Below are 19,302 nucleotides of genomic sequence, written 5' to 3'. Positions count from 1 at the left end.
GCGGCTCAGCGCGGCAGGTCGTCGGGGTACTCGTCCTCGAGCGGGACGGGATCTGCCTGCGCCTCCGCGGCAGCGCGGCGTCGACGCAGCAGTGCGGTGATCGCCCGCCAGCCGACCAGGAACACACCGAGCACGATCGTGGCCACGATGATGAACGGCACCTCGGCGGTGTCGCCGCTGAGCACGCGGATGAGCATGCCTCCGGCGACCGTCACGACCCAGACCACCGTGCCCCACAGCACCGACCACGGCCGACGGGGCCTGCCGGGGAGCAGAGCCGCGAGCACATGGCCGATCGCGAGAGCGATCAGGAACGGCCAGGCGGTGAGCAGGAACCCCGCCGGATTCTCATCGTGCGAGGCACGACCGATCGCGGCGAAGACGAGCACGAGCACGATGTCGACGATGACGGCGGGGAGGTACCTCATGCCACGACCCTACGTGGCGACGGCCGAACCATCGTCTCCCGCGCGGCGTCGGACGGAGATCACTCGAACCGAGTGAACAACCCCTCGCGCAAGACGGGAACCACGTCGACGGCGTCGAGCACGGCGGCATCCGTCGTCGATGTCGGCGTCAGGCCGGATGCTTCGATACGAGCGGTGGACGCCACACCATCGGCGAGCTCACGCCCCGACCCGCTCGCGCCGATCATGTGCCGCAGCGCACCGCGGAGGGCACGGAATCCCTCGGCGGCGACCGCCGCATCCGGAGAGGTGTGATCGATGCCGCGATCCGAGAGCGCCAGGACGATGGCGCCCGCGCCGAGCTGATCCTCGACCGCGAACCGCAGCACACCGGCGGCATCAGCCTCTCCCGCCGCGATGACCGCCACCGAGGTGCGTGCCTGTCGACGCTCCTGCACGGTCTGCACTGCGCGGGCGACAGCAGTGGCGTTGCGGATGCCGCCGACGAGGACGATCGCATCCGGGGAGGCCGCGGCGGCGACCGCTGCGCCGTTCCGCGACCATCCCTCGGCCTCGGTCAGAACCACCTCGGTGTCGGCGACTGCGGCATCGATCACAGTGGACGAGAATCGCAGGACATCCACGACCACGACGATGTCGGCGGGTGCGAGACGGGCGAGACCCGCGGTGCCCCAGTCGAGACGAACCTGGTACGTGGACTGATCGAACGGCGACGGCATCCGACCAGCCTAGAGCCGTCAATCCGCAGCGAGCGCCTCGACCGGAGCCACCCGGGTGGCCAGGCGCGTGGGTGTGGCAGCAGCGACCAGCGTGAGCACCGCCGTGGCGACGACGATGATGGCGACGGGGATCCACGGGATCTGCGGGGCCACGAGCCCGGCAGGAGTGAACTCCGGCAGGGTCGGAACCGAGCCGAGCAGCGACTGTGCCGCGATCCACCCATACGTGACGCCCAGCACGAGACCGGTCAGCGTCGCGGCCACCGTGATGTGCGTGGCCTCGAGCAGCACCATGCGACGCACCTGACGGTTCGACAGCCCGATCGAGCGCAGCAGTCCGAGCTCGCGGCGACGCTGCACCACGCCGATCGTGAGCAGGTTGACGAGGCCGACGGCCGCGATGACCGCGGAGACGGCGACCAGTACCATCATGATCGCGGCGAACGCGTCGAACGGGGCGAAGAACTCCTCGGGGATCTCGCCGGTCACCTGACTCATCATCAGACGTTTCGCGGACTCGAGCGCGACCGCGAACATCGTCACCAGCGTCACGCCCATCACCACGCCGATCGCCATGCGGGACGACCGCTCCGGATAGCGCAGCGCGTTCTCGGCGGCGAGGCGCGCGGTCGCGCTCGAGCCGAACATCCGGCCCACCAGGCGCAGCACCGGCGGCATGAACAGCACGGATCCGAGAGCGAGCCCGGTGAAGGACAGCACACCGCCGAAGAAGGCGATGACGACGCCGAGAGGAGTCAGAAGTCCGACGACCACGCCCGCGGCGAGGAGCACGGCTCCGGTGATCAGCAGGATCCAGGCGCCGACGTGCCGTCCGGCCTTGCCCGATACCTCGTCGTGGGTCCGCTCGACGGAGCCGCCCAGTGCCTGCAGCGGGGTCACCGAGAGCACCCGCCGGGAGCCGGCCCAGGCGGCTGCCCAGGTCGTGAGGGCGACACCGATCGCGGGCAGGGCGACGAACGGCTGTGCGAGCGAGAAGGACGCCGGGGTGTTCTCGATCAGCTGCGTCCCGACCTGCACACCGATCACCGCCAGCACGAGCCCGGCGAGCAGGCCGATCACGGCGCCGAGGACACCGACGACGAGACCCTGTCGTCCGACCTGAGCCCGCTGCGAGCGCGCGGTCGCCCCGATCAGACGCATGAGCGCGATCTGCCGCGTGCGTCCGGCGATGATCGTCGAGAAGGTGTTCGCCGTGACGATCGCGGCCACGTACATCGCGACCACGGTGAGCAGCACCGACAGCAGCGCGACCACGAACGCGAGCGTCTCACTGTCTCCGATGAAGGGGTCGGCCTGCAGGACTGCGCCGATGTATGCCGTGATCTCTACGAGGAGCACACCGAACGCGGCCGAGAGCGCGGCGACGAGGATGCTGGCGCCCATGCCCCGGTCGCGCAGCCAGGCCAGGCGAGGACCGGTCGCCCGCGTCTCGGGGACGACCGTGGCGACGGCGGTCATGCCGCCACCTCGGCAGCGAGCATGTAGGCGGAGATCTCCTCCGCGGTCTGGCGCGGGTGGTCGGCGACGATCCGGCCGTCGCCGAGGTAGAGCACGCGGTCGGCATGGCTCGCCGCGATCGCGTCGTGCGTCACCATCGCGATGGACTGCCCGTGCTCGCGGCTCGCGGTGGCGAGCAGACGCAGCACCTCGCGCCCGGTCTTGGAGTCGAGGTTGCCGGTGGGCTCATCCGCGAACACCAGGTCGGGGGCGGTGGCGAGGGCGCGGGCGATGGCCACACGCTGCTGCTGTCCGCCCGACAACTGATGCGGGCGGTGGTTGAGGCGCGAGCCGAGTCCGAGCGTCTCGATCAGTCCGTCGATGCGCGCCCGCTCGATCGCGCTCGGCCGACGGCCGTCGAGCTCGAACGGGAGCATGATGTTCCCCAACGCGTCGAGAGTGGGCACCAGGTTGAACGCCTGGAAGATGAAGCCGACGCGGCGGCGGCGCAGGATCGTCAGGTCGATGTCACCGAGGCCGGTGATCTCGGTGTCCCCGATCCACGCGCGCCCCTCCGTCGGGCTGTCGAGCCCCGCCATGATGTGCATCAGCGTGGACTTGCCGGAACCGGAGGGGCCCATGATCGCGGTGAACTGTCCGCGACGGATGCCGACGCTGACGTCATCGAGCGCACGGACGGTGCCTTCGCCCGAGCCGTAGGTCTTCTTCAGGTGCTGGACGCGGGCGGCGAGCCCCAGGTCGGTGGTCGTGATCTCCATGCCTTCGACGCTATTTCTGCGGCCCCGCGCCGGTCATCGCCCGGCCGGAGCATCCGCGTACATCGCAGGGATGATCCGCACTCGGCCCTTCCCCGGTCGATCGGCGGTCAGGCGAGGCCGTGCTCGAAGGCGAAGACCACCAGCTGCACCCGGTCGCGAAGCGCGAGCTTCGTGAGGATCCGGCTGATGTGCGTCTTCACTGTCGCCTCACTGAGGTACTCCCGGCCCGCGATCTCGGCATTCGACAGGCCACGAGCCGCGAGCGCGAAGATCTCCTTCTCCCGGTCGGTGAGCGTGGTGTACTGCGGCGGGACGGGTTTGGGTGCCTCGGCGAAGTGCGCGAACAGGTCGCGCGTCGCCGAGGCGGCGATCACGCTCGACCCGGAATGCACGGTGCGGATCGCGGCGAGCAGGAACTCCGGATCGGCGTCCTTCAGGAGGAATCCGCTGGCCCCCTGCCGGATCGCTCGGGCCGCAGCCTCGTCGAGGTCGAACGTCGTGAGCATGACGATGCGGGGAGGCTCCGGCCGGGTGAGGATCTCGGCGGTCGCCGTGAGTCCGTCCATGACCGGCATCCGGATGTCCATCAGCACCACGTCGGGCCGCGTGGCACGGACGACGTCGAGTGCCTCCTGTCCGTTGCCGGCTTCGCCGACCACCTCCAGGTCGGGTTGCGAGGCGACGAGCATCCGGATGCCGGCGCGGAACAGCGCCTGGTCGTCGACGAGCACGACTCTGATCATTCGGAAGCTCCGATCGGAAGCGAGGCGTGGACCACGAACTGTGCCCCCCGATGCTCGGCTTGCAGACTACCGCCGACGAGCTGTGCCCGCTCTCGCATGCCGATGACACCGTGCCCGCCGGGCCCGACCGTCGTCTCCCGCGGCACCGTGTTCCGCACGTCGATGTCGACCCGATCGGGAAACCACGCCAGGTGCACGTCGACCGCACCGTCGCCATGGCGGATCGCGTTCGTCAGCGCCTCCTGGAGGATGCGGTACACGGCGAGCTGGATCGCCCCCGGTGGTTCCCCCGGAGGCATCGGGTCGACGGTGACACGCGGCTCGATCCCCGCCTGCCTCACCTGCGCGAACAGCGCTTCGAGGTCGGCGAGCGTGGGCTGCGGGCCGTCTCCCTGCCGGTGCCGAAGCTGGGTGAGCAGCATCCGCACGTCGCTCAACGCCCCACGGGCGGTCTGTGCGATCGTGCCGAGCGCCTCCGTCGCCATCTCGGGTTTCGCCGCTGCCGCGTAGCGCGCACCGTCGGCCTGAGCGATCACGACGGCGAGAGAGTGGGCGACGATGTCGTGCATGTCGCGGGCGATGCGTACCCGCTCCTGCTCCTCGACCGCGAGCGATTCGGCCTGCAGCTGCGCGGCACGGGTCCGACGTGCACGCAGCACGACCCGCCACAGCAGCCCGCACACCCACGCGAATCCGAGCGCCATGACGGAGACGATGAGCAGCAGCGTGCCGGTCGTGACCTTCTCCCAGCCGGTACCCGTCCCGAAGGCGACGCCGTTCACGATGACCATGTACACCGCCGCGACGATGCCGCCGAACAGCGCGGAGGCGAACCCCCACCAGAGCACCCGCCTCGTGCCCCACGCCGCCGTGGCGTAGAGCACGAGCAGGATGGCGAAGTCGATCGGCAGCGGGCCGAACCCGGCGATCATCTGGAGGATCGCCCCGGCCCAGGCGGCGACCAGCGACCAGCCCGGCGCGAGTCGTCCGATCGCGACACCGCCGAACATCAGCACGGCAGCGAAGACCACCGCCACGACCGATATGCCTCCGATCGCCGTGTTCCCGGTGCCCGGCCCGTAGAACACGAGCGACGTCGGCATCAGGACGAGGAAGAGCAGCGTCGCCCCGACGATGTCGAGCGCGAGCGCCGTGCGGGAGAGTGGCCGGATCACTCCCCCACGCTACGCGAGCGCACCGCACGGACACATCCGTCCGTGGATGTATCCGTGCGGTGTCGTACGCGGGCGAGGATCTCCCGTCAAGCGGTCGAGGAATCTGATTCCATGGGCGCCCATCGCCTCGAGCGCAGGAGCGCCGCCCCGCCCATCAAGAACAGGAGCACTCCCAGGGCGATCGCCGCGGAGCTGTCGGCACCGGTGGTTCCCAACGTGCCGCCGCCCCCGCCGGACGGCTGCGGGACGTACGGCGTCACAGGAGCGATCGTGGGCGTCGAGACGTTGCCTGCCGCATCGATGACCGTGATGGTGACCTCCTGCGGGTCGGCAGGACCGGACGAGGTGCAGCTCCACTCCGGCATGACCACAGCGGTGCGGCACAGTTCCGTGCCGTCCGGCGCCGTGACGACCACGGTCGTCCCCGGCTCGCCGGTGCCCGAACAGGTGATCGTGAGATCCGGGTTCTGGACACAGACCGGGTTCAGGACCGGAGCGGGCGGCACCGTGTCGACGACCACGTCGATGGGGTCGCCCGCGGTCGTGTTACCGGCGGGGTCGGTCGCGGTCGGCGTGATCGTGTTCGTCCCTTCCGGGAGCGGATCGGTCGGGGTACACGACCAGGCGCCGTCGACGACGGTGGTCGTGCAGAGCACGGTGCCGTCATCGTCGGTCAGAGTGATGGTGTCGCCGTCATCACCGGTGCCCGTGAAGGTGGGCGTGGCATCCGTCACTGCAGCGCCATCCGCCGGACCTGTGATCACCGGGGCCGTGGGGGCGACCGCGTCCACGGTCACGTCGATCGGGTCGCCCGCCGTCGTGTTCCCCGCAGGGTCGGTCGCGGTCGGGGTAATCGTGTTCATCCCCTCCGGCAACGGATTGGTCGGGGTGCAGGACCAAGCGCCATCGACCACGGTCGTCGTGCACAGCACGGTCCCGTCACCATCGGTCACTGTGATCGTGTCGCCATCGTCACCGGTACCCGTGAAGGTCGGCGTCGCATCCGTCACCACAGCGCCATCAGCCGGACCGGTGATGACCGGGGCGGACGGCGCCACGGTGTCCACCGTGAGATCGATCGGATCACCCGCCGTGGAGTTACCTGCGGGGTCAGTCGCCGTCGGCGTGACCGTGCTCGCACCTTCCGGCAGCGGGTCGGTCGGCGTGCAGGACCAAGCGCCATCGACCACGGTGGCCGTGCACAGCACGGTCCCGTCACCATCCGTCACGGTGATCGTGTCACCGTCGTCACCGGTTCCGGTGAACGTGGGCGTCGCATCCGTCACGACAGCACCATCAGCCGGCCCGGTGATCACCGGCGCCGACGGGGCCTCCGTGTCGACCGTGAGATCGATGGGATCGCCCGCCGTGGAGTTACCCGCCGGGTCTGTCGCCGTGGGCGTGATCGTGTTCGCGCCCTCCGGCAGCGGATCGGTCGGCGTACACGACCAAACGCCATCGACCACGGTCGCCGTGCACAGCACCGTGCCGTCATCGTCGGTCAGAGTGATCGTGTCGCCGTCATCGCCGGTGCCCGTGAAGGTGGGAGTCGCGTCCGTCACCACAGCGCCGTCAGCCGGGCCGGTGATCACCGGAGCGGAGGGGGCCACCGTGTCGACCGTCAGATCGATGGGATCGCCCTGAGTCGTGTTCCCGGCCGGATCGGTCGCGGTCGGGGTGATCGTGTTCGTCCCCTCCGGCAGCGGATCCGTCGGCGTGCACGACCATCCGCCGTCGACGACGGTCGTCGTGCAGAGCACGGTACCGTCATCGTCGGTCAGCGTGATCGTGTCGCCATCATCACCGGTACCCGTGAAGGTCGGCGTCGCATCCGTCACCACAGAACCATCCGCCGGGCCAGTGATGACCGGAGCGGACGGGGCCACCGTATCCACGGTCACGTCGATCGGGTCGCCCGCCGTGGAGTTACCTGCGGGGTCAGTCGCCGTCGGCGTGATCGTGTTTGTGCCTTCCGGCAGCGGATCGGTCGGCGTGCACGACCATGAGCCGTCGACCACGGTCGTCGTGCACAGCACCGTGCCGTCACCGTCGGTCACGGTGATCGTGTCGCCATCGTCACCGCTGCCCGAGAACGTCGGCGTCGCTGTGTCGACGACAGCACCGTCGGCGGGCCCCGTGATCACCGGGGCCGTAGGGACCACAGTGTCCACGGTCAGCTCGATCGGAGTACCGTCCGTCGAGTTACCCGCGGGGTCGGTTGCCGTCGGTGTGATTGTGTTGGTCCCTTCCGGCAGCGGATCGGTCGGCGTGCACGACCATTCGCCATCGACGACGGTCGTCGTGCACAGCACGTTTCCGTCACCATCGGTCACCGTGATCGTGTCGCCATCGTCACCGGTGCCCGAGAAAGTCGGCGTCGCATCCGTCACCATGGCACCATCAACCGGACCTGTGATGACGGGGGCTGCAGGGGCAACCGTGTCGACCGTTATATCGATCGGGTCGCCCGCCGTCGAGTTCCCGGCCGAGTCCGTCGCCGTGGGTGTGATCGTGTTCACGCCTTCCGGCAGCGGATCGGTCGGAGTGCACGACCAGGCGCCATCCGTGACGGTGGTCGTGCAGAGCACGGCGCCGTCTCCGTCGGTCACGGTGATCGTGTCGCCGTCATCGCCCGTTCCGGTGAACGTCGGCGTCGCATCCGTCAGTGATCGTGTCGCCGTCATCGCCCGTTCCGGTGAACGTCGGCGTCGCATCCGTCACCACATCGCCGTCCTCGGGACCGGTGATCACCGGGGCTGACGGGGCGACCGTGTCCACCATCACGTCGATGGGATCGCCCTCGGTCGAGTTGCCGGCCGGGTCGGTCGCGGTCGGGGTGATCGTGTTCACGCCTTCCGGCAGCGGATCGGTCGGAGTGCACGACCAGGCGCCATCAACGACGGTCGTCGTGCACAGCACCGTGCCGTCGCCATCCGTCACCGTGATCGTGTCACCATCGTCTCCGGTGCCCGTGAACGTGGGGGTCGCCGTGTCCACCACAGCACCGTCAGCGGGACCCGTGATCACCGGAGCAGCAGGGGCAACCGTGTCGACCGAGAACTCGATCGGATCGCCCGCTGTAGAGTTCCCGGCCGGATCCGTCGCGGTCGGGGTGACAGTGTTCGTGCCTTCCGGCAACGGATCGGTCGGAGTGCACGACCATTCGCCGTCGACCACGGTCGTGGTGCAGAGCACGTTGCCGTCACCATCGGTCACGGTGATCGTGTCACCGTCGTCACCGGTACCGGTGAAGGTCGGTGTCGCCGTGTCCACCACAGCACCATCTGCCGGCCCCGTGATCGCTGGAGCCGACGGAGCCACGGTGTCGACGGTGAAATCGATCGGGTCGCCCGCTGTCGCGTTGCCGGCCGGGTCCGTCGCCGTCGGCGTGACCGTGTTGGTCCCTTCCGGCAGCGGATCGGTCGGAGTACACGACCAGGCGCCATCCACCACGGTCGTCGTGCACAGCACGGTTCCATCACCGTCCGTCACGGTGATCGTGTCACCGTCGTCACCGGTGCCCGTGAAGGTCGGCGTCGCCGTGTCCACCACAGCGCCGTCAGCCGGCCCCGTGATCGCCGGAGCCGACGGAGCCACGGTGTCGACGTTGAGATCGATCGGATCGCCAGCCGTCGAGTTACCGGCCGGGTCCGTCGCGGTCGGCGTGATCGTGTTCGTCCCCTCCGGCAGCGGATCCGTCGGCGTGCACGACCATCCGCCGTCGACCACGGTGGTCGTGCAGAGCACGGTGCCGTCACTGTCCGTCACCGTGATCGTGTCGCCGTCATCGCCCGTTCCGGTGAACGTCGGCGTCGCATCCGTCACCACAGAACCATCCGCCGGACCGGTGATCACGGGGGCTGACGGGGGCACGGTATCGACCGTGAGTCCGATCGGGTCGCCCTCGGTCGAGTTGCCTGCCGGATCCGTCGCCGTCGGGGTGATCGTGCTCGCGCCCTCCGGCAGCGGAGTCGTCGGCGTGCACGACCACTCACCGTCCACCACGGTCGCGGTGCACACGACGTTGCCATCGCCATCGTTCAGCGTGATCGTGTCGCCATCGTCACCCGTGCCCGTGAACGTCGGCGTCGCATCCGTCACCACATCGCCGTCCTCAGGACCGGTGATCACCGGGGCTGACGGGGCGACCGTGTCCACGGTCAGATCGATCGGAGTACCCGCCGTCGAGTTCCCGGCCGGGTCCGTCGCGGTCGGCGTAATCGTGCTGGTGCCCTCCGGCAGCGGATCCGTGGGCGTGCAGGACCAGGCGCCAGCCGCCACGGTCGTCGTGCACAGCACGTTTCCGTCACCATCGGTGACGGTGATCGTGTCGCCGTCATCACCCGTTCCGGTGAATGTCGGCGTCGAATCCGTCACCACGGCGCCATCGGCGGGGCCAGTGATCACCGGAGCGGACGGCGCCACCGTGTCCACCGTCACCTCGATCGGGTCTCCCGCCGTCGAGTTCCCGGCCGGGTCGGTCGCGGTCGGGGTGACCGTGTTCGTGCCTTCCGGCAATGGATCGGTCGGGGTGCAGGACCACTCCCCATCGACCACAGTCGTCGCGCAGAGTACGGTGCCGTCACCGTCCGTCACCGTGATCGTGTCACCGTCATCACCGGTCCCCGTGAACGTCGGTGTCGCCGTGTCCACCACATCGCCATCCGCCGGGCCCGTGATGGCCGGCGCCGTCGGGGCGACCGTGTCCACCGTCACCTCGATCGGTTCCCCCGGGGTGGAGTTCCCCGCCGCGTCCGTCGCCGTCGGCGTGATCGTGCTCCCGCCCTCCGGCAACGGATCGGTCGGGGTACACGACCACGCGCCATCGACCACAGTGGCCGTGCACAGCACGGTGCCGTCGTCATCCGTCACGGTGATCGTGTCGCCATCATCACCCGTGCCGGTGAATGTCGGCGTGGCATCCGTCAGCACCGCACCATCCGCTGGACCAGTGATCACCGGCGCCGAAGGGGCCACCGTATCCACCGTGAACGCGACGGGCGCACCGGTCGTGCTCGTGCCGTCGATGTTCGTCGCCGTCGGCGTCGCCGTGGCTGCACCTTCGGGTAGCGCCGTCGTGGGCGTGCACGACCATGCACCGTCCACCACGGTCGTCGTGCAGAGCACGGCACCACCGCCATCGCGGACCGTGATCGTGTCGCCATCGTCTCCGGTGCCCGTGAAGGTCGGCGTGGAATCCGCCACCGCGGCGCCATCCTCAGGTCCGGTGATCACCGGCGTCGACGGTGAAGGGACGGTCACGGTGATCGCGTTGCCGGCGAACGCCTGGCCGTTCACCACGGTGTACGGCTGCACGATGTTGGCACCCACGGCGAGATCCGATGTCGAGGTGCAGCTCCACGTCCCCGCCGCGGTCACCGTCGCGGTGCAGAGCACGGCTCCCGAGTCGTCGCGCATCTCGACGGCATCGCCCGGTGTTCCCGTGCCGGAGAATGCCGGTCGAGGCGGAACCGTGGCTCCATCGGCGGGACCGGTCACCACGGCTGCCGCCCCCCACTGGAGCCGTACCGTGCCGTTTCCACCGCTGGCTGCGGGTCCACCGCCGACCGCTCCTCCGCCCTGGGTCAGCGCCGCGCCGACGACACCTGGGGCAGCGTAGCCTGACCCTCCGCCACCGCCGCCGTCGCCGATGCCTTGAACGGCCACACAGCGACCACCACCGCCGCCGTAGTACCCGCCGCCACCGCCGCCACCGCCGTCGAGGGTCAGGCTGGTGCCGCCACCGCCGATACCTCCGACGTATTGCGCACCCGCTGTAGGCGCGCCAGCTGTACAGGCGCCCGCCCCACCCGCCCCTCCTGCGGTCTGGCTGCCTCCACGTCCGGTCTCCGCTGCGGCATCCGCCGCCGCCGGGGCTCCCGTCGTTCCGCCCCCAGCGCCTCCCGCAGAGCCAGCCACGCCGCTCCCTCCCGGCGCACCGCCGCCCCCGCCGGCGATGAGCAAGGGGGTGACGCCATACCCTCCCTGCCAGATTGCGCTCATGCCTCCGCCGGCTCCACCCGGACGCACGTTTCCGGTGGCAGCGCCACCGCCAGCAGCGCCACCGCCGTATGTCGGGGCTCCATGCAGCGCCGCGCCTCCCTGGCCGACGGTGACCGTGAGAGATGCCCCGGGCGTGACGGATAGGACGCCGATGGCCTGCCCACCCGCACCACCGCCTTGCGCGCCCTGACTCGCGCCGGCCCATTGCCCCCCGCCGCCCGCACCCGTGAGCGTGGCGCTCACCTGCGTGACGCCTGCAGGGACGGTGAAGGTCTGACCGCCGCCGGTGTAGGTGAAGTCGACGCAATGCACGTACGCGCCCGTCGGGACACACGCGACCTCCGCTGCCGAAGCGGATTCCGACCCGCCGAAGCCCGCGGTCAACGCCGACGCCACGCCGAGGAGCAGCGCCAGAGTCGCAGCCGTCTTTCGTGGGGCCGCGGCACGAGGGGCCGCAGGGGCCACGGCAGCCCGGCGAACCGGATCTGTCCCGCGAGTGATCCGCTTCATTGCTCTTTCCCCTCAACTGTTCCGCGCTGGGGCACACGTAACGATCGAAGAGTATTACGACACTCAGCGGAAACATAGGGTTACCGCAAAAATACCGATATAATGCGCCGCGCTAAACGCGGGCGCGGGGTCAGACGCGGGCGAGGATCTCGCCGTGCGGCACGAGGTACCAGCCGTCGCCGTCGTCGGCCCAGCGCTTCCACGCATCGCTGATCTCCTGCAGGTCCGCCGGAGTGGCCATGTCGCTGTCCACGAGCTGCCGCGCGAGCGCGGACTCGAGGATGCGGTCGGCCCACATCCCGCCCCACCAGGCACGCTCCGCAGGCGACGCGTAGCACCAGGTGGATGCCGTCGCCGTGACGTCGTCGAAGCCCGCGGCGCGCGCCCAGGAGAGCAGCCGACGACCCGCATCGGGTTCGCCGCCGTTCGCACGCGCCGCCGCCTGGTACAGGGCGAGCCACCGATCGAGTTCGGGCAGGACCGGGAACCAGATGAAGCCCGAGTAGTCGGCATCGCGCGCGGCGACGATCCCGCCGGGCACGGTCACGCGGCGCATCTCGCGAAGCGCCTGCACCGGGTCGCCGACATGCTGCAGCACCTGGTGCGCGTGCACGACGTCGAACGAGTCGTCGGCGAAGCTCAGCGCGTGCACATCCTCGACCGAGAAGTCGAGGTTGGCCAGGCCGCGTTCCTCGGCGAGGCCGCGCGACAGCGACAGCGCGTTCTCGTCGATCTCGGTCGCGGTGACGTGGGCGACGACGCCGGCGAAGTCGACGGTGATGGTACCGGGGCCGGCCCCGACGTCGAGGAGTCGGGTCCCGGACGTGAGGTGGGGGCGGAGGTAAGCAGCGGAGTTCCCGATGTCGCGCACGTTGTGCGAGCGGAGGACTGATTCGTGGTGTCCGTGCGTGTACGAGGCCATGCGTTTCAGTGTGGCAGAGCGCTCAGACCGGCCCGCTTCGCCACCTCGTCGACCACCGGCTGCGTCGAGGACATCGGTGTGCCGATGAGGATCTCTCCGATGCGCAACGACGATGCCCGCTGACGGGCTCCGGTCGCGATGATCCTCTCGATCGCGTCGGCGGACGCACCGTACAGGTCGTCCCCGGCGAGAGATGCGCCGTCGGCTCCTTCCGCCCTCCGGACAGCGTGGCCGCGGCGCGTGCGATCGTCGGCATCGAGTCGGAAGAACCGGACGTCCGCTCGCGGGAAAGCCGCGCGTACGTCTTTCGGCGAGACCTCGAACGGTGCGACGACGATCAGCGCCTTCGCCCCGACCTCGACGAACACCGTCTGCACCACCGCTGCGGCCTCTGCTCCGTTCACAGCATCCGCATTCCACGAGAAGCTCAACTGCGCGACGTCAACGAACCCCGTGCGCTCGCCCGCAACCCATTGCCTGCGAGCCAGCTCCCAGCCGACGCGCGAGGCACCGGCGCACCTCGGACCCGTGATCCAGATGACCCGGGCCGTCGCATGCTCTTCGGGGAATACGACATCGGATGCCACCTCCGCCCCGCCTGCCGGCCGGGCGATCACTGCCTGCACCGTCTCCTCGATGGTCGAGTGCGCCGTGTCCAGTCGTTGCCATGCGGGGTGCGCCGTGCTCGCCTCCTCGGTGCCGGCGGCGAGTGCGGCATCGACCTGTTCGCGCTCCCACCTCCGGGGAGCCAATCGTCTCCGCCTCGTCTCCTCATCCGCATCCAGCCACAGGGACGACGTCGGGAACCCGCTCGCCGGCGGCGGCTGCGACGGATCGGCGACTCCGGACACCACGAGACGTTCGACACCCGCGTCGCGGAACCGCACGGCGAGCCGGGCGAGTGCGGTCTCCTTCAGCGCCCACCGGTCGGGGGCGTCGGACGGCGCAGGGTAGCACATGCCGAGCTGATCGATGTCGACATACCCGGTCGGCACACCGTCCGACGCGAGACGCTCAGCGACAGCCCACGCGACGGCGCTCTTCCCCACCCCCGGCACTCCCGCCAGCCGCAGCACATCCATGCGACCCAGTCTGGCAGCGGGGATCAGCGCAGGTCGGCGACGGCTCGTCGGATCGCCTCGCGGTCGGGCTTGCCGGAGAGCAGGACATCCATCTCGTCGACCAGGATCAGACGGGAGGGACGCGCGTGCTTGCCGAGCTCTTCCGCGACAGCCTCACGGGCCTGCGCGAGCTGCTCGGACTCGCTGCGCCGCAGCACCTCGCCACGCGCCGCGACGATCACCGATGCCTCCCCCCAGCGCTCATCCTCCACTCCGACCACGACAGCCTCGTGCAGCCCCGGGACACGCCGGACGATCCGCTCCACCCGATCGAGGGAGATGTTGATGCCGCCCGACACGATCACGTTGTCGGCCCGCCCGTGCACCCGCACGATCCCGTCTTCCACCAGACCGAGGTCGCCTGTGCGATACCAGCGGATGCCGTGCTCGTCCCGCACGAAGGTGCGCGTCGTCAACGAGGCGTCACCGAGATAACCCTCGGCGAGCATGGGCCCCGCGATGCGCAGCTCCCCGTCGACCGTGCGAACGCCGACCGTGTCGAGCGGCACGCCGTCGTACACACAGCCACCGCTGGTCTCGGTGGAGCCGTATGTTCGGACCACCCGCACGCCCAGGTCGGCCGCACGCTCGCGAAGCGGCTCCGGCAGCGACTGTCCGCCCACCAGGATCGCCCGGTACGCCGTCAGCGCAGCACGCACGGCCGTGTCGTCGGCGGCCTCGAGCAGCGTCGCGATCTGCGCAGGGACGAGCGAGGTGTACAGCTCGGGAATCCCCGCCCCCGCCGAGGGGCGCAGCATCGCCAGTGTCGCATCGGCGAAGGACGCAGGCGAGAACCGGCCGTCGAGCACGGCCGGCCGGGTCCCCGCGACGATAGAGCGCACCATCACCTGGAGCCCTGCCACGTAGCCGGCCGGCAGAGCAAGCAGCCAGCGGCCGCTCCCGATCCTCGCCGCCGTCGCCTCGGCGCTCGCGCGCAGCGCCTCACCGCTCAGCGCGACCCGCTTCGGTATGCCGCTCGACCCCGAGGTCGCGATCACCGCCGCGATGCCGTCCGCCACGTTCTCGGGCGCACCGGCCACCATGCCGAGCCCCAGCGCCGGTCCGCCCTCGAGCGCGCGCTGCAAGGCCTCCCGCAGCAGATCCGGATCTTCGGCGTCCGTGGGGGTCAGGGCGGTCATGCGGGTCTCCGGCTCAGTAGTGCCAGGGGAACGACGACCAGTCGGCGTCGCGCTTCTCGAGGAAGGAGTCGCGACCTTCGACGGCCTCGTCGGTTCCGTAGGCCAGACGGGTCGCCTCGCCGGCGAAGACCTGCTGTCCGACCAGACCGTCGTCGACCGCGTTGAAGGCGAACTTCAGCATGCGGATCGCGGTGGGCGACTTCGTGAGCACGGTGCGCGCCATCTTCAGGGCCTCGCGCTCGAGATCGGCGTGCGGCACCACGCGGTTCACGGCGCCGGCCTCGTAGGCACGCTGTGCGGAGTACTCCTCGGCCAGGAAGAACACCTCGCGGGCGAACTTCTGTCCGGTCTGCCGTGCCATGTACGCCGAACCGTACCCGGCGTCGAAGCTGCCCACGTCGGCATCCGTCTGCTTGAACCGGGCTTCTTCGGCCGAAGCGATCGTGAGGTCGCACACCACGTGCAGCGAGTGCCCGCCGCCGGCAGCCCACCCGGGCACAACCGCGATGACGACCTTGGGCATGAAGCGGATGAGCCGCTGCACCTCGAGGATGTGCAGGCGGCCGACAGCCGCGCGGCTCGCACCGTCGACGATCGCCGTCTCCGCATCGGAGTACTTGTAGCCGTCGCGACCGCGGATGCGCTGGTCCCCACCCGAGCAGAACGCCCAGCCGCCGTCCTTCGGGCTCGGGCCGTTTCCGGTCAGCAGCACCGCTCCGATGTGCGCATCCTGCCGGGCGATGTCGAGCGCACGGTAGAGCTCGTCGACGGTGTGCGGGCGGAAGGCGTTGCGCACCTCCGGACGGTTGAAGGCGATGCGCGCGACCCCGCCGTCGTGCGACACGTGGGCGGTGATGTCGGTGTAGTCCTCGGCGCCGGGCGCGAGCACCCATTCGGCCGGGTCGAACAGATCGGAGACGAATGCGCTGGTCACGGCTTCCACCCTATTCCTCGCCCGCCCCCGGCCACGGAGGAAGCGCCGCCCCGACCGGGACGGCGCTTCCTCGATCGCGCGTGGTCAGCGACGCCGAGCGCGGACCGTCTTGATCCAGCCGTCGACGATGTCCCAGCCGACGCCGAGCGCGACACCGAATCCCAGCAGCACGGCGAGGATGCGGAACACCCCGCCTTCGTCGGCCGATTCGGCCTGTCCTGCCGCGAAGCCCTCACCGCCGGCCGCGGTGACCTGCGCCACGAACTCCGGGTTCACCAGGTCACCGGTCAGCAGCGGGACGAGCACCCAGGCGAGGAATGCGACGGCGAGGATCGTGTTCGTCACGGCCAGCCCCGTGGTCCAGCGGCCCCTGCGGTAGAGCACGACCGCGAACACGGCCTCCGCGACGATGAGCAGGAACAGGACGCCGATCCCCCACGGCCACAGCTGCGGGTTCAGGATCGGCAAGGTCTCGCCGTCGACGTGGACGAAGCCGCGGTAGCGATCCCAGAGGAGAGCGCCGATCGCGATACCGAGGAAGACGAGCGACGCGATCAGCTCGCTACGCCCCACTCCCTTCTCCGTCGGCTCCGGCAGCTGGTCGAGATCCCACTTCTCGATCGCCGTCGTGCTGTTCGAGCGCTCGAGGATCACGAAGACGAGCGTGGTCCAGAAGCAGATGTGGAGGATCGCGCCGCCGGTCGCCACGATCGAGGTCGAGATGATCTCGCCCACGGGGGCACCGGAGATGGTCTGCCCCAGTGCCACGCCGCCGAGGACGCAGACCGGGACGATCATCAGCAGCAGCTTGAGCAGCCGCCACCAGGTCAGGTAGAAGCGCGGGCCGATGAGGTACAACGGGCGATCCGCGTACCCGGCGGCCAGGACTCCGGGGTCACCGAGCTCGGTGAGGACGGCGCGCTCGGCGTCTTCCGGCGTCTCGCCCTGCTCGAGCCTCGCCTCGATCGCGTCGGCGATGGAGGCTTCGAGCTCGGCGCGGACGTCGTCCTGTGCCTCGGGCCGGAGACTGCGGATCGTCGCGCTGATGTAGCGCTCGGTGAGTGTGGCTGTGGTGGTCATGTCAGTTCTCCTCTGCGGTGAGGGAGGCGATCGCCGTGGTGAGCGACCGCCATTCGTCGGTGAGGGTGTCGGCGAGGCGGATGCCGGCATCCGAGGTGCGGTAGAACTTGCGGGGCCGGGCCTCGTCGGTGTTCCACTCGCTCGTGAGGTACTCCTGCTTCTCGAGTCGTCGCAGCAGCGGGTACAGCGTGTTCGCGTCGGTCGCGAAGCCTCGCTGTTCAAGCTGCTCGAGCAGCGAGTATCCGTATCCCGGCGTGCGCAGCAGCTGCAGGCAGGCCAGCACCACGGTGCCGCGCCGCAGTTCCTGCAGGTGCGTGTCGAGCGTCTCGTTCATGTCGATCACATTACTGTGCGTCACACACCATTGTCAATCACACATTTATGCCTGACCCACCCCCTCCCCTCGGGATAGCCGAGCGCACGGCTTCTCGTCGAGCGCACGGCTTCGTCGCGTTTACACGCCGTGCGCTCGGCAGCAAGCCGTGCGCTCGGCAGAGAGGCGGGGCGGGGCGGGGCGACTCACCCGGGGGACGAGCGGCGCGGCGGGGCTTCCACGGAGCAGAATGGGCACATGATCCCGCCGCTCGCAGACCTGATCGACTCGGCCAGGGTCGTCGCCCTCCCGATGCACAGCCGCTTCCGCGGCGTCGAGGTGCGGGAGGCGCTCCTCTTCGAGGGCCCGCGGGGGTGGGCGGAGTTCTCGCCGTTCACCGAGTACGAGGATGCGGAGGCCGCGACCTGGCTCGCCGCCGCGATCGACTTCGCGTGGCGCGAGCAACCGGCGCCACTGCGCGACCGGATCGGCGTGAACGCGACGATCCCCGCGGTGGATGCCGCCCGCGTCGCCGAGGTGCTGGACCGGTTCCCCGGATGCCGCACCGCCAAGGTCAAGGTCGCCGAACCGGGTCACAACCTCGCCGACGATGTGGCGCGAGTCCGCGCCGTGCGTGAGGCGATGGGACCGGAGGGACGCATCCGCGTGGATGCCAACGGCGCCTGGAACGTCGACGAGGCCGAGCACGCCGTACACGCCCTGGGCGAGTACGACCTGGAGTACGTGGAGCAGCCCTGCGCGACCGTGCCGGAGCTCGCGGATCTGCGCAAGCGGGTCAAGTACATGGGCATCCCGGTCGCCGCCGACGAGAGCGTGCGCAAGTCCTCCGACCCGCTCGCCGTCGCCCGCGCCGGTGCGGCCGATCTGCTCGTCATCAAGGCGCAGCCGCTCGGCGGCATCACCCACGCGCTGCAGATCGTCACCGCGGCGGGGCTCCCGGTCGTGGTCTCGAGCGCACTCGACACCGCGATCGGCCTGTCGCAGGGTGCCGCACTGGCCGCAGCCCTCCCGACGCTGGATTACGACTGCGGGCTCGGTACCGCGTCGCTCTTCCTCGACGACGTGGCGGACCTGCGTCCCGTCGACGGCTCGATCCCGGTGGGTCGGGTGACGCCGGATGCCGATGCGCTCACCCGTCTCGCGGCCTCAGATGAGCGCCGTGAGTGGTGGGTGGCACGGCTCGCCCGCTGCCACTACGAACTGACGTCCGCCGCGAACTGAACCGATACGGCGCGCGACATCCCACCGGTGGTCAGTGCGTCTCCACCTGCTCGCCGAGCATCTCGGCGAGGTGACGCGTCGCAAGGTCAGCGCCCCGCGGGCCATGGTCACCATCCGCGCCGAAGATGGTCAGTATCTCCGCATCCTGTTCGCCGTCGGCGCCGAACCAGTGCGGGGTGCGCGTGTCGAACTCCGCGACCTCGCCGGCTTCCAGAATCACGTCGCGGTCGCCGACGATGAGCCGGATGCGGCCGGTGAGCACGTACATCCAGGACGAACCTTCGTGCGCGGTGAGCTTCGGTTCCGACGCCTCCCGCGGCACGATGATCTTCCACGCATGCCTCTCCCCCGGCTGGCGAGTGAGCGCCACCACGGTCCGACCGTTGACGCGTCGCGGGCGCAGCCGGACACGGGGATCTCCGGTCTCGGGAGCACCGACGAGGTCGTCGAGGGAGACCCGATACATCCGCGCGAGGGGCAGCAGCAGCTCCAGGCTCGGCCGCCGCTGACCGGTCTCCAGGCGGGAGAGCGTGCTCTTCGAGATCCCGGTGGCCGTGGCGACCTCGGCGAGCGTCAGGCCTCGGCGAGCGCGCAGCGACTGGAGACGGGGGCCGATCTGTTCCAGTGTCGCGTCGAGCACCGATTCCTGTTCTTCCATGACTTCATAGGACCACAGGCGTCCCGGTTTCGGCAACACGAGTTGCTGGTGGGACGTTCCGCGATCGATGCTGACGGT

16 protein-coding genes are annotated in these 19,302 nt (G+C 69.9%); 1 reads left to right on the top strand and 15 read right to left on the bottom strand.

The window, feature by feature from the left end:
* Positions 1 to 5 precede the first annotated feature (5 nt).
* The 14 genes from OC372_RS13185 to OC372_RS13120 form a co-directional block, all read right to left on the bottom strand.
* Positions 6 to 428 (bottom strand): DUF3054 domain-containing protein, encoded by a 423-nt coding sequence (locus tag OC372_RS13185; protein ID WP_262002328.1) that lies wholly within the window; start codon positions 426 to 428, stop codon positions 6 to 8.
* A gap of 59 nt (positions 429 to 487) precedes the next feature.
* Positions 488 to 1,147: a 2-phosphosulfolactate phosphatase gene (locus tag OC372_RS13180; RefSeq protein WP_262002327.1), complete on the bottom strand. Its 660-nt coding sequence runs from the start codon at positions 1,145 to 1,147 to the stop codon at positions 488 to 490.
* A gap of 18 nt (positions 1,148 to 1,165) precedes the next feature.
* Positions 1,166 to 2,626 carry an ABC transporter permease gene (locus tag OC372_RS13175; RefSeq protein ID WP_029261820.1) on the bottom strand — a complete coding sequence of 487 codons (1,461 nt, stop codon included), beginning with the start codon at positions 2,624 to 2,626 and terminating at the stop codon, positions 1,166 to 1,168.
* Positions 2,623 to 3,384 carry an ABC transporter ATP-binding protein gene (locus tag OC372_RS13170; protein WP_029261819.1) on the bottom strand — a complete coding sequence of 254 codons (762 nt, stop codon included), beginning with the start codon at positions 3,382 to 3,384 and terminating at the stop codon, positions 2,623 to 2,625. Before OC372_RS13170 ends, OC372_RS13175 begins: the two co-directional genes overlap by 4 nt.
* A 107-nt stretch (positions 3,385 to 3,491) precedes the next feature.
* Positions 3,492 to 4,127: a response regulator gene (locus tag OC372_RS13165; protein ID WP_105712370.1), complete on the bottom strand. Its 636-nt coding sequence runs from the start codon at positions 4,125 to 4,127 to the stop codon at positions 3,492 to 3,494.
* The gene (locus OC372_RS13160) at positions 4,124 to 5,302 is read right to left on the bottom strand and encodes a sensor histidine kinase (protein ID WP_105712371.1); all 1,179 of its coding nucleotides are present in this window, start codon (positions 5,300 to 5,302) and stop codon (positions 4,124 to 4,126) included. Before OC372_RS13160 ends, OC372_RS13165 begins: the two co-directional genes overlap by 4 nt.
* 86 nt (positions 5,303 to 5,388) lie before the next feature.
* Positions 5,389 to 7,986 carry an Ig-like domain-containing protein gene (locus OC372_RS13155; protein ID WP_262002326.1) on the bottom strand — a complete coding sequence of 866 codons (2,598 nt, stop codon included), beginning with the start codon at positions 7,984 to 7,986 and terminating at the stop codon, positions 5,389 to 5,391.
* Positions 7,928 to 11,815: an Ig-like domain-containing protein gene (locus OC372_RS13150; protein ID WP_262002325.1), complete on the bottom strand. Its 3,888-nt coding sequence runs from the start codon at positions 11,813 to 11,815 to the stop codon at positions 7,928 to 7,930. The genes OC372_RS13155 and OC372_RS13150 overlap by 59 nt, the downstream gene beginning before the upstream one ends.
* Before the next feature lie 130 nt (positions 11,816 to 11,945).
* Complete coding sequence (locus OC372_RS13145; RefSeq protein ID WP_262002324.1) at positions 11,946 to 12,737, bottom strand: class I SAM-dependent methyltransferase; 792 nt, start codon at positions 12,735 to 12,737, stop codon at positions 11,946 to 11,948.
* Between the two features lie 5 nt (positions 12,738 to 12,742).
* Entirely contained in the window at positions 12,743 to 13,819 is a 1,077-nt protein-coding gene (locus tag OC372_RS13140) for a hypothetical protein (protein ID WP_262002323.1), read from the bottom strand.
* Between the two features lie 23 nt (positions 13,820 to 13,842).
* On the bottom strand, positions 13,843 to 14,997 hold the full coding sequence (locus tag OC372_RS13135; RefSeq protein WP_262002322.1) for an AMP-binding protein: 1,155 nt from the start codon (positions 14,995 to 14,997) through the stop codon (positions 13,843 to 13,845).
* Between the two features lie 13 nt (positions 14,998 to 15,010).
* Complete coding sequence (locus OC372_RS13130; protein ID WP_029263889.1) at positions 15,011 to 15,931, bottom strand: 1,4-dihydroxy-2-naphthoyl-CoA synthase; 921 nt, start codon at positions 15,929 to 15,931, stop codon at positions 15,011 to 15,013.
* A gap of 84 nt (positions 15,932 to 16,015) precedes the next feature.
* Positions 16,016 to 17,011 carry a permease prefix domain 1-containing protein gene (locus OC372_RS13125; RefSeq protein ID WP_105712375.1) on the bottom strand — a complete coding sequence of 332 codons (996 nt, stop codon included), beginning with the start codon at positions 17,009 to 17,011 and terminating at the stop codon, positions 16,016 to 16,018.
* A 1-nt stretch (position 17,012) separates the two neighbouring features.
* Complete coding sequence (locus tag OC372_RS13120) at positions 17,013 to 17,345, bottom strand: PadR family transcriptional regulator (RefSeq protein WP_029259789.1); 333 nt, start codon at positions 17,343 to 17,345, stop codon at positions 17,013 to 17,015.
* A 237-nt stretch (positions 17,346 to 17,582) separates the two neighbouring features.
* Here OC372_RS13120 and OC372_RS13115 point away from each other — a divergent pair, with 237 nt between their 5' ends.
* Positions 17,583 to 18,566 carry an o-succinylbenzoate synthase gene (locus OC372_RS13115; protein ID WP_105711166.1) on the top strand — a complete coding sequence of 328 codons (984 nt, stop codon included), beginning with the start codon at positions 17,583 to 17,585 and terminating at the stop codon, positions 18,564 to 18,566.
* A 31-nt stretch (positions 18,567 to 18,597) separates the two neighbouring features.
* Here OC372_RS13115 and OC372_RS13110 read toward each other — a convergent pair whose 3' ends face one another.
* Positions 18,598 to 19,224: a helix-turn-helix domain-containing protein gene (locus OC372_RS13110; RefSeq protein ID WP_262002321.1), complete on the bottom strand. Its 627-nt coding sequence runs from the start codon at positions 19,222 to 19,224 to the stop codon at positions 18,598 to 18,600.
* Positions 19,225 to 19,302: the final 78 nt, after the last annotated feature.

Source organism: Microbacterium sp. Mcb102, assembly GCF_024519805.1.
Lineage (GTDB): Bacteria > Actinomycetota > Actinomycetes > Actinomycetales > Microbacteriaceae > Microbacterium.
The sequence above is the reverse complement of the archived record's forward strand: the minus strand, read 5'-3'. Positions and strand labels throughout refer to the sequence as shown.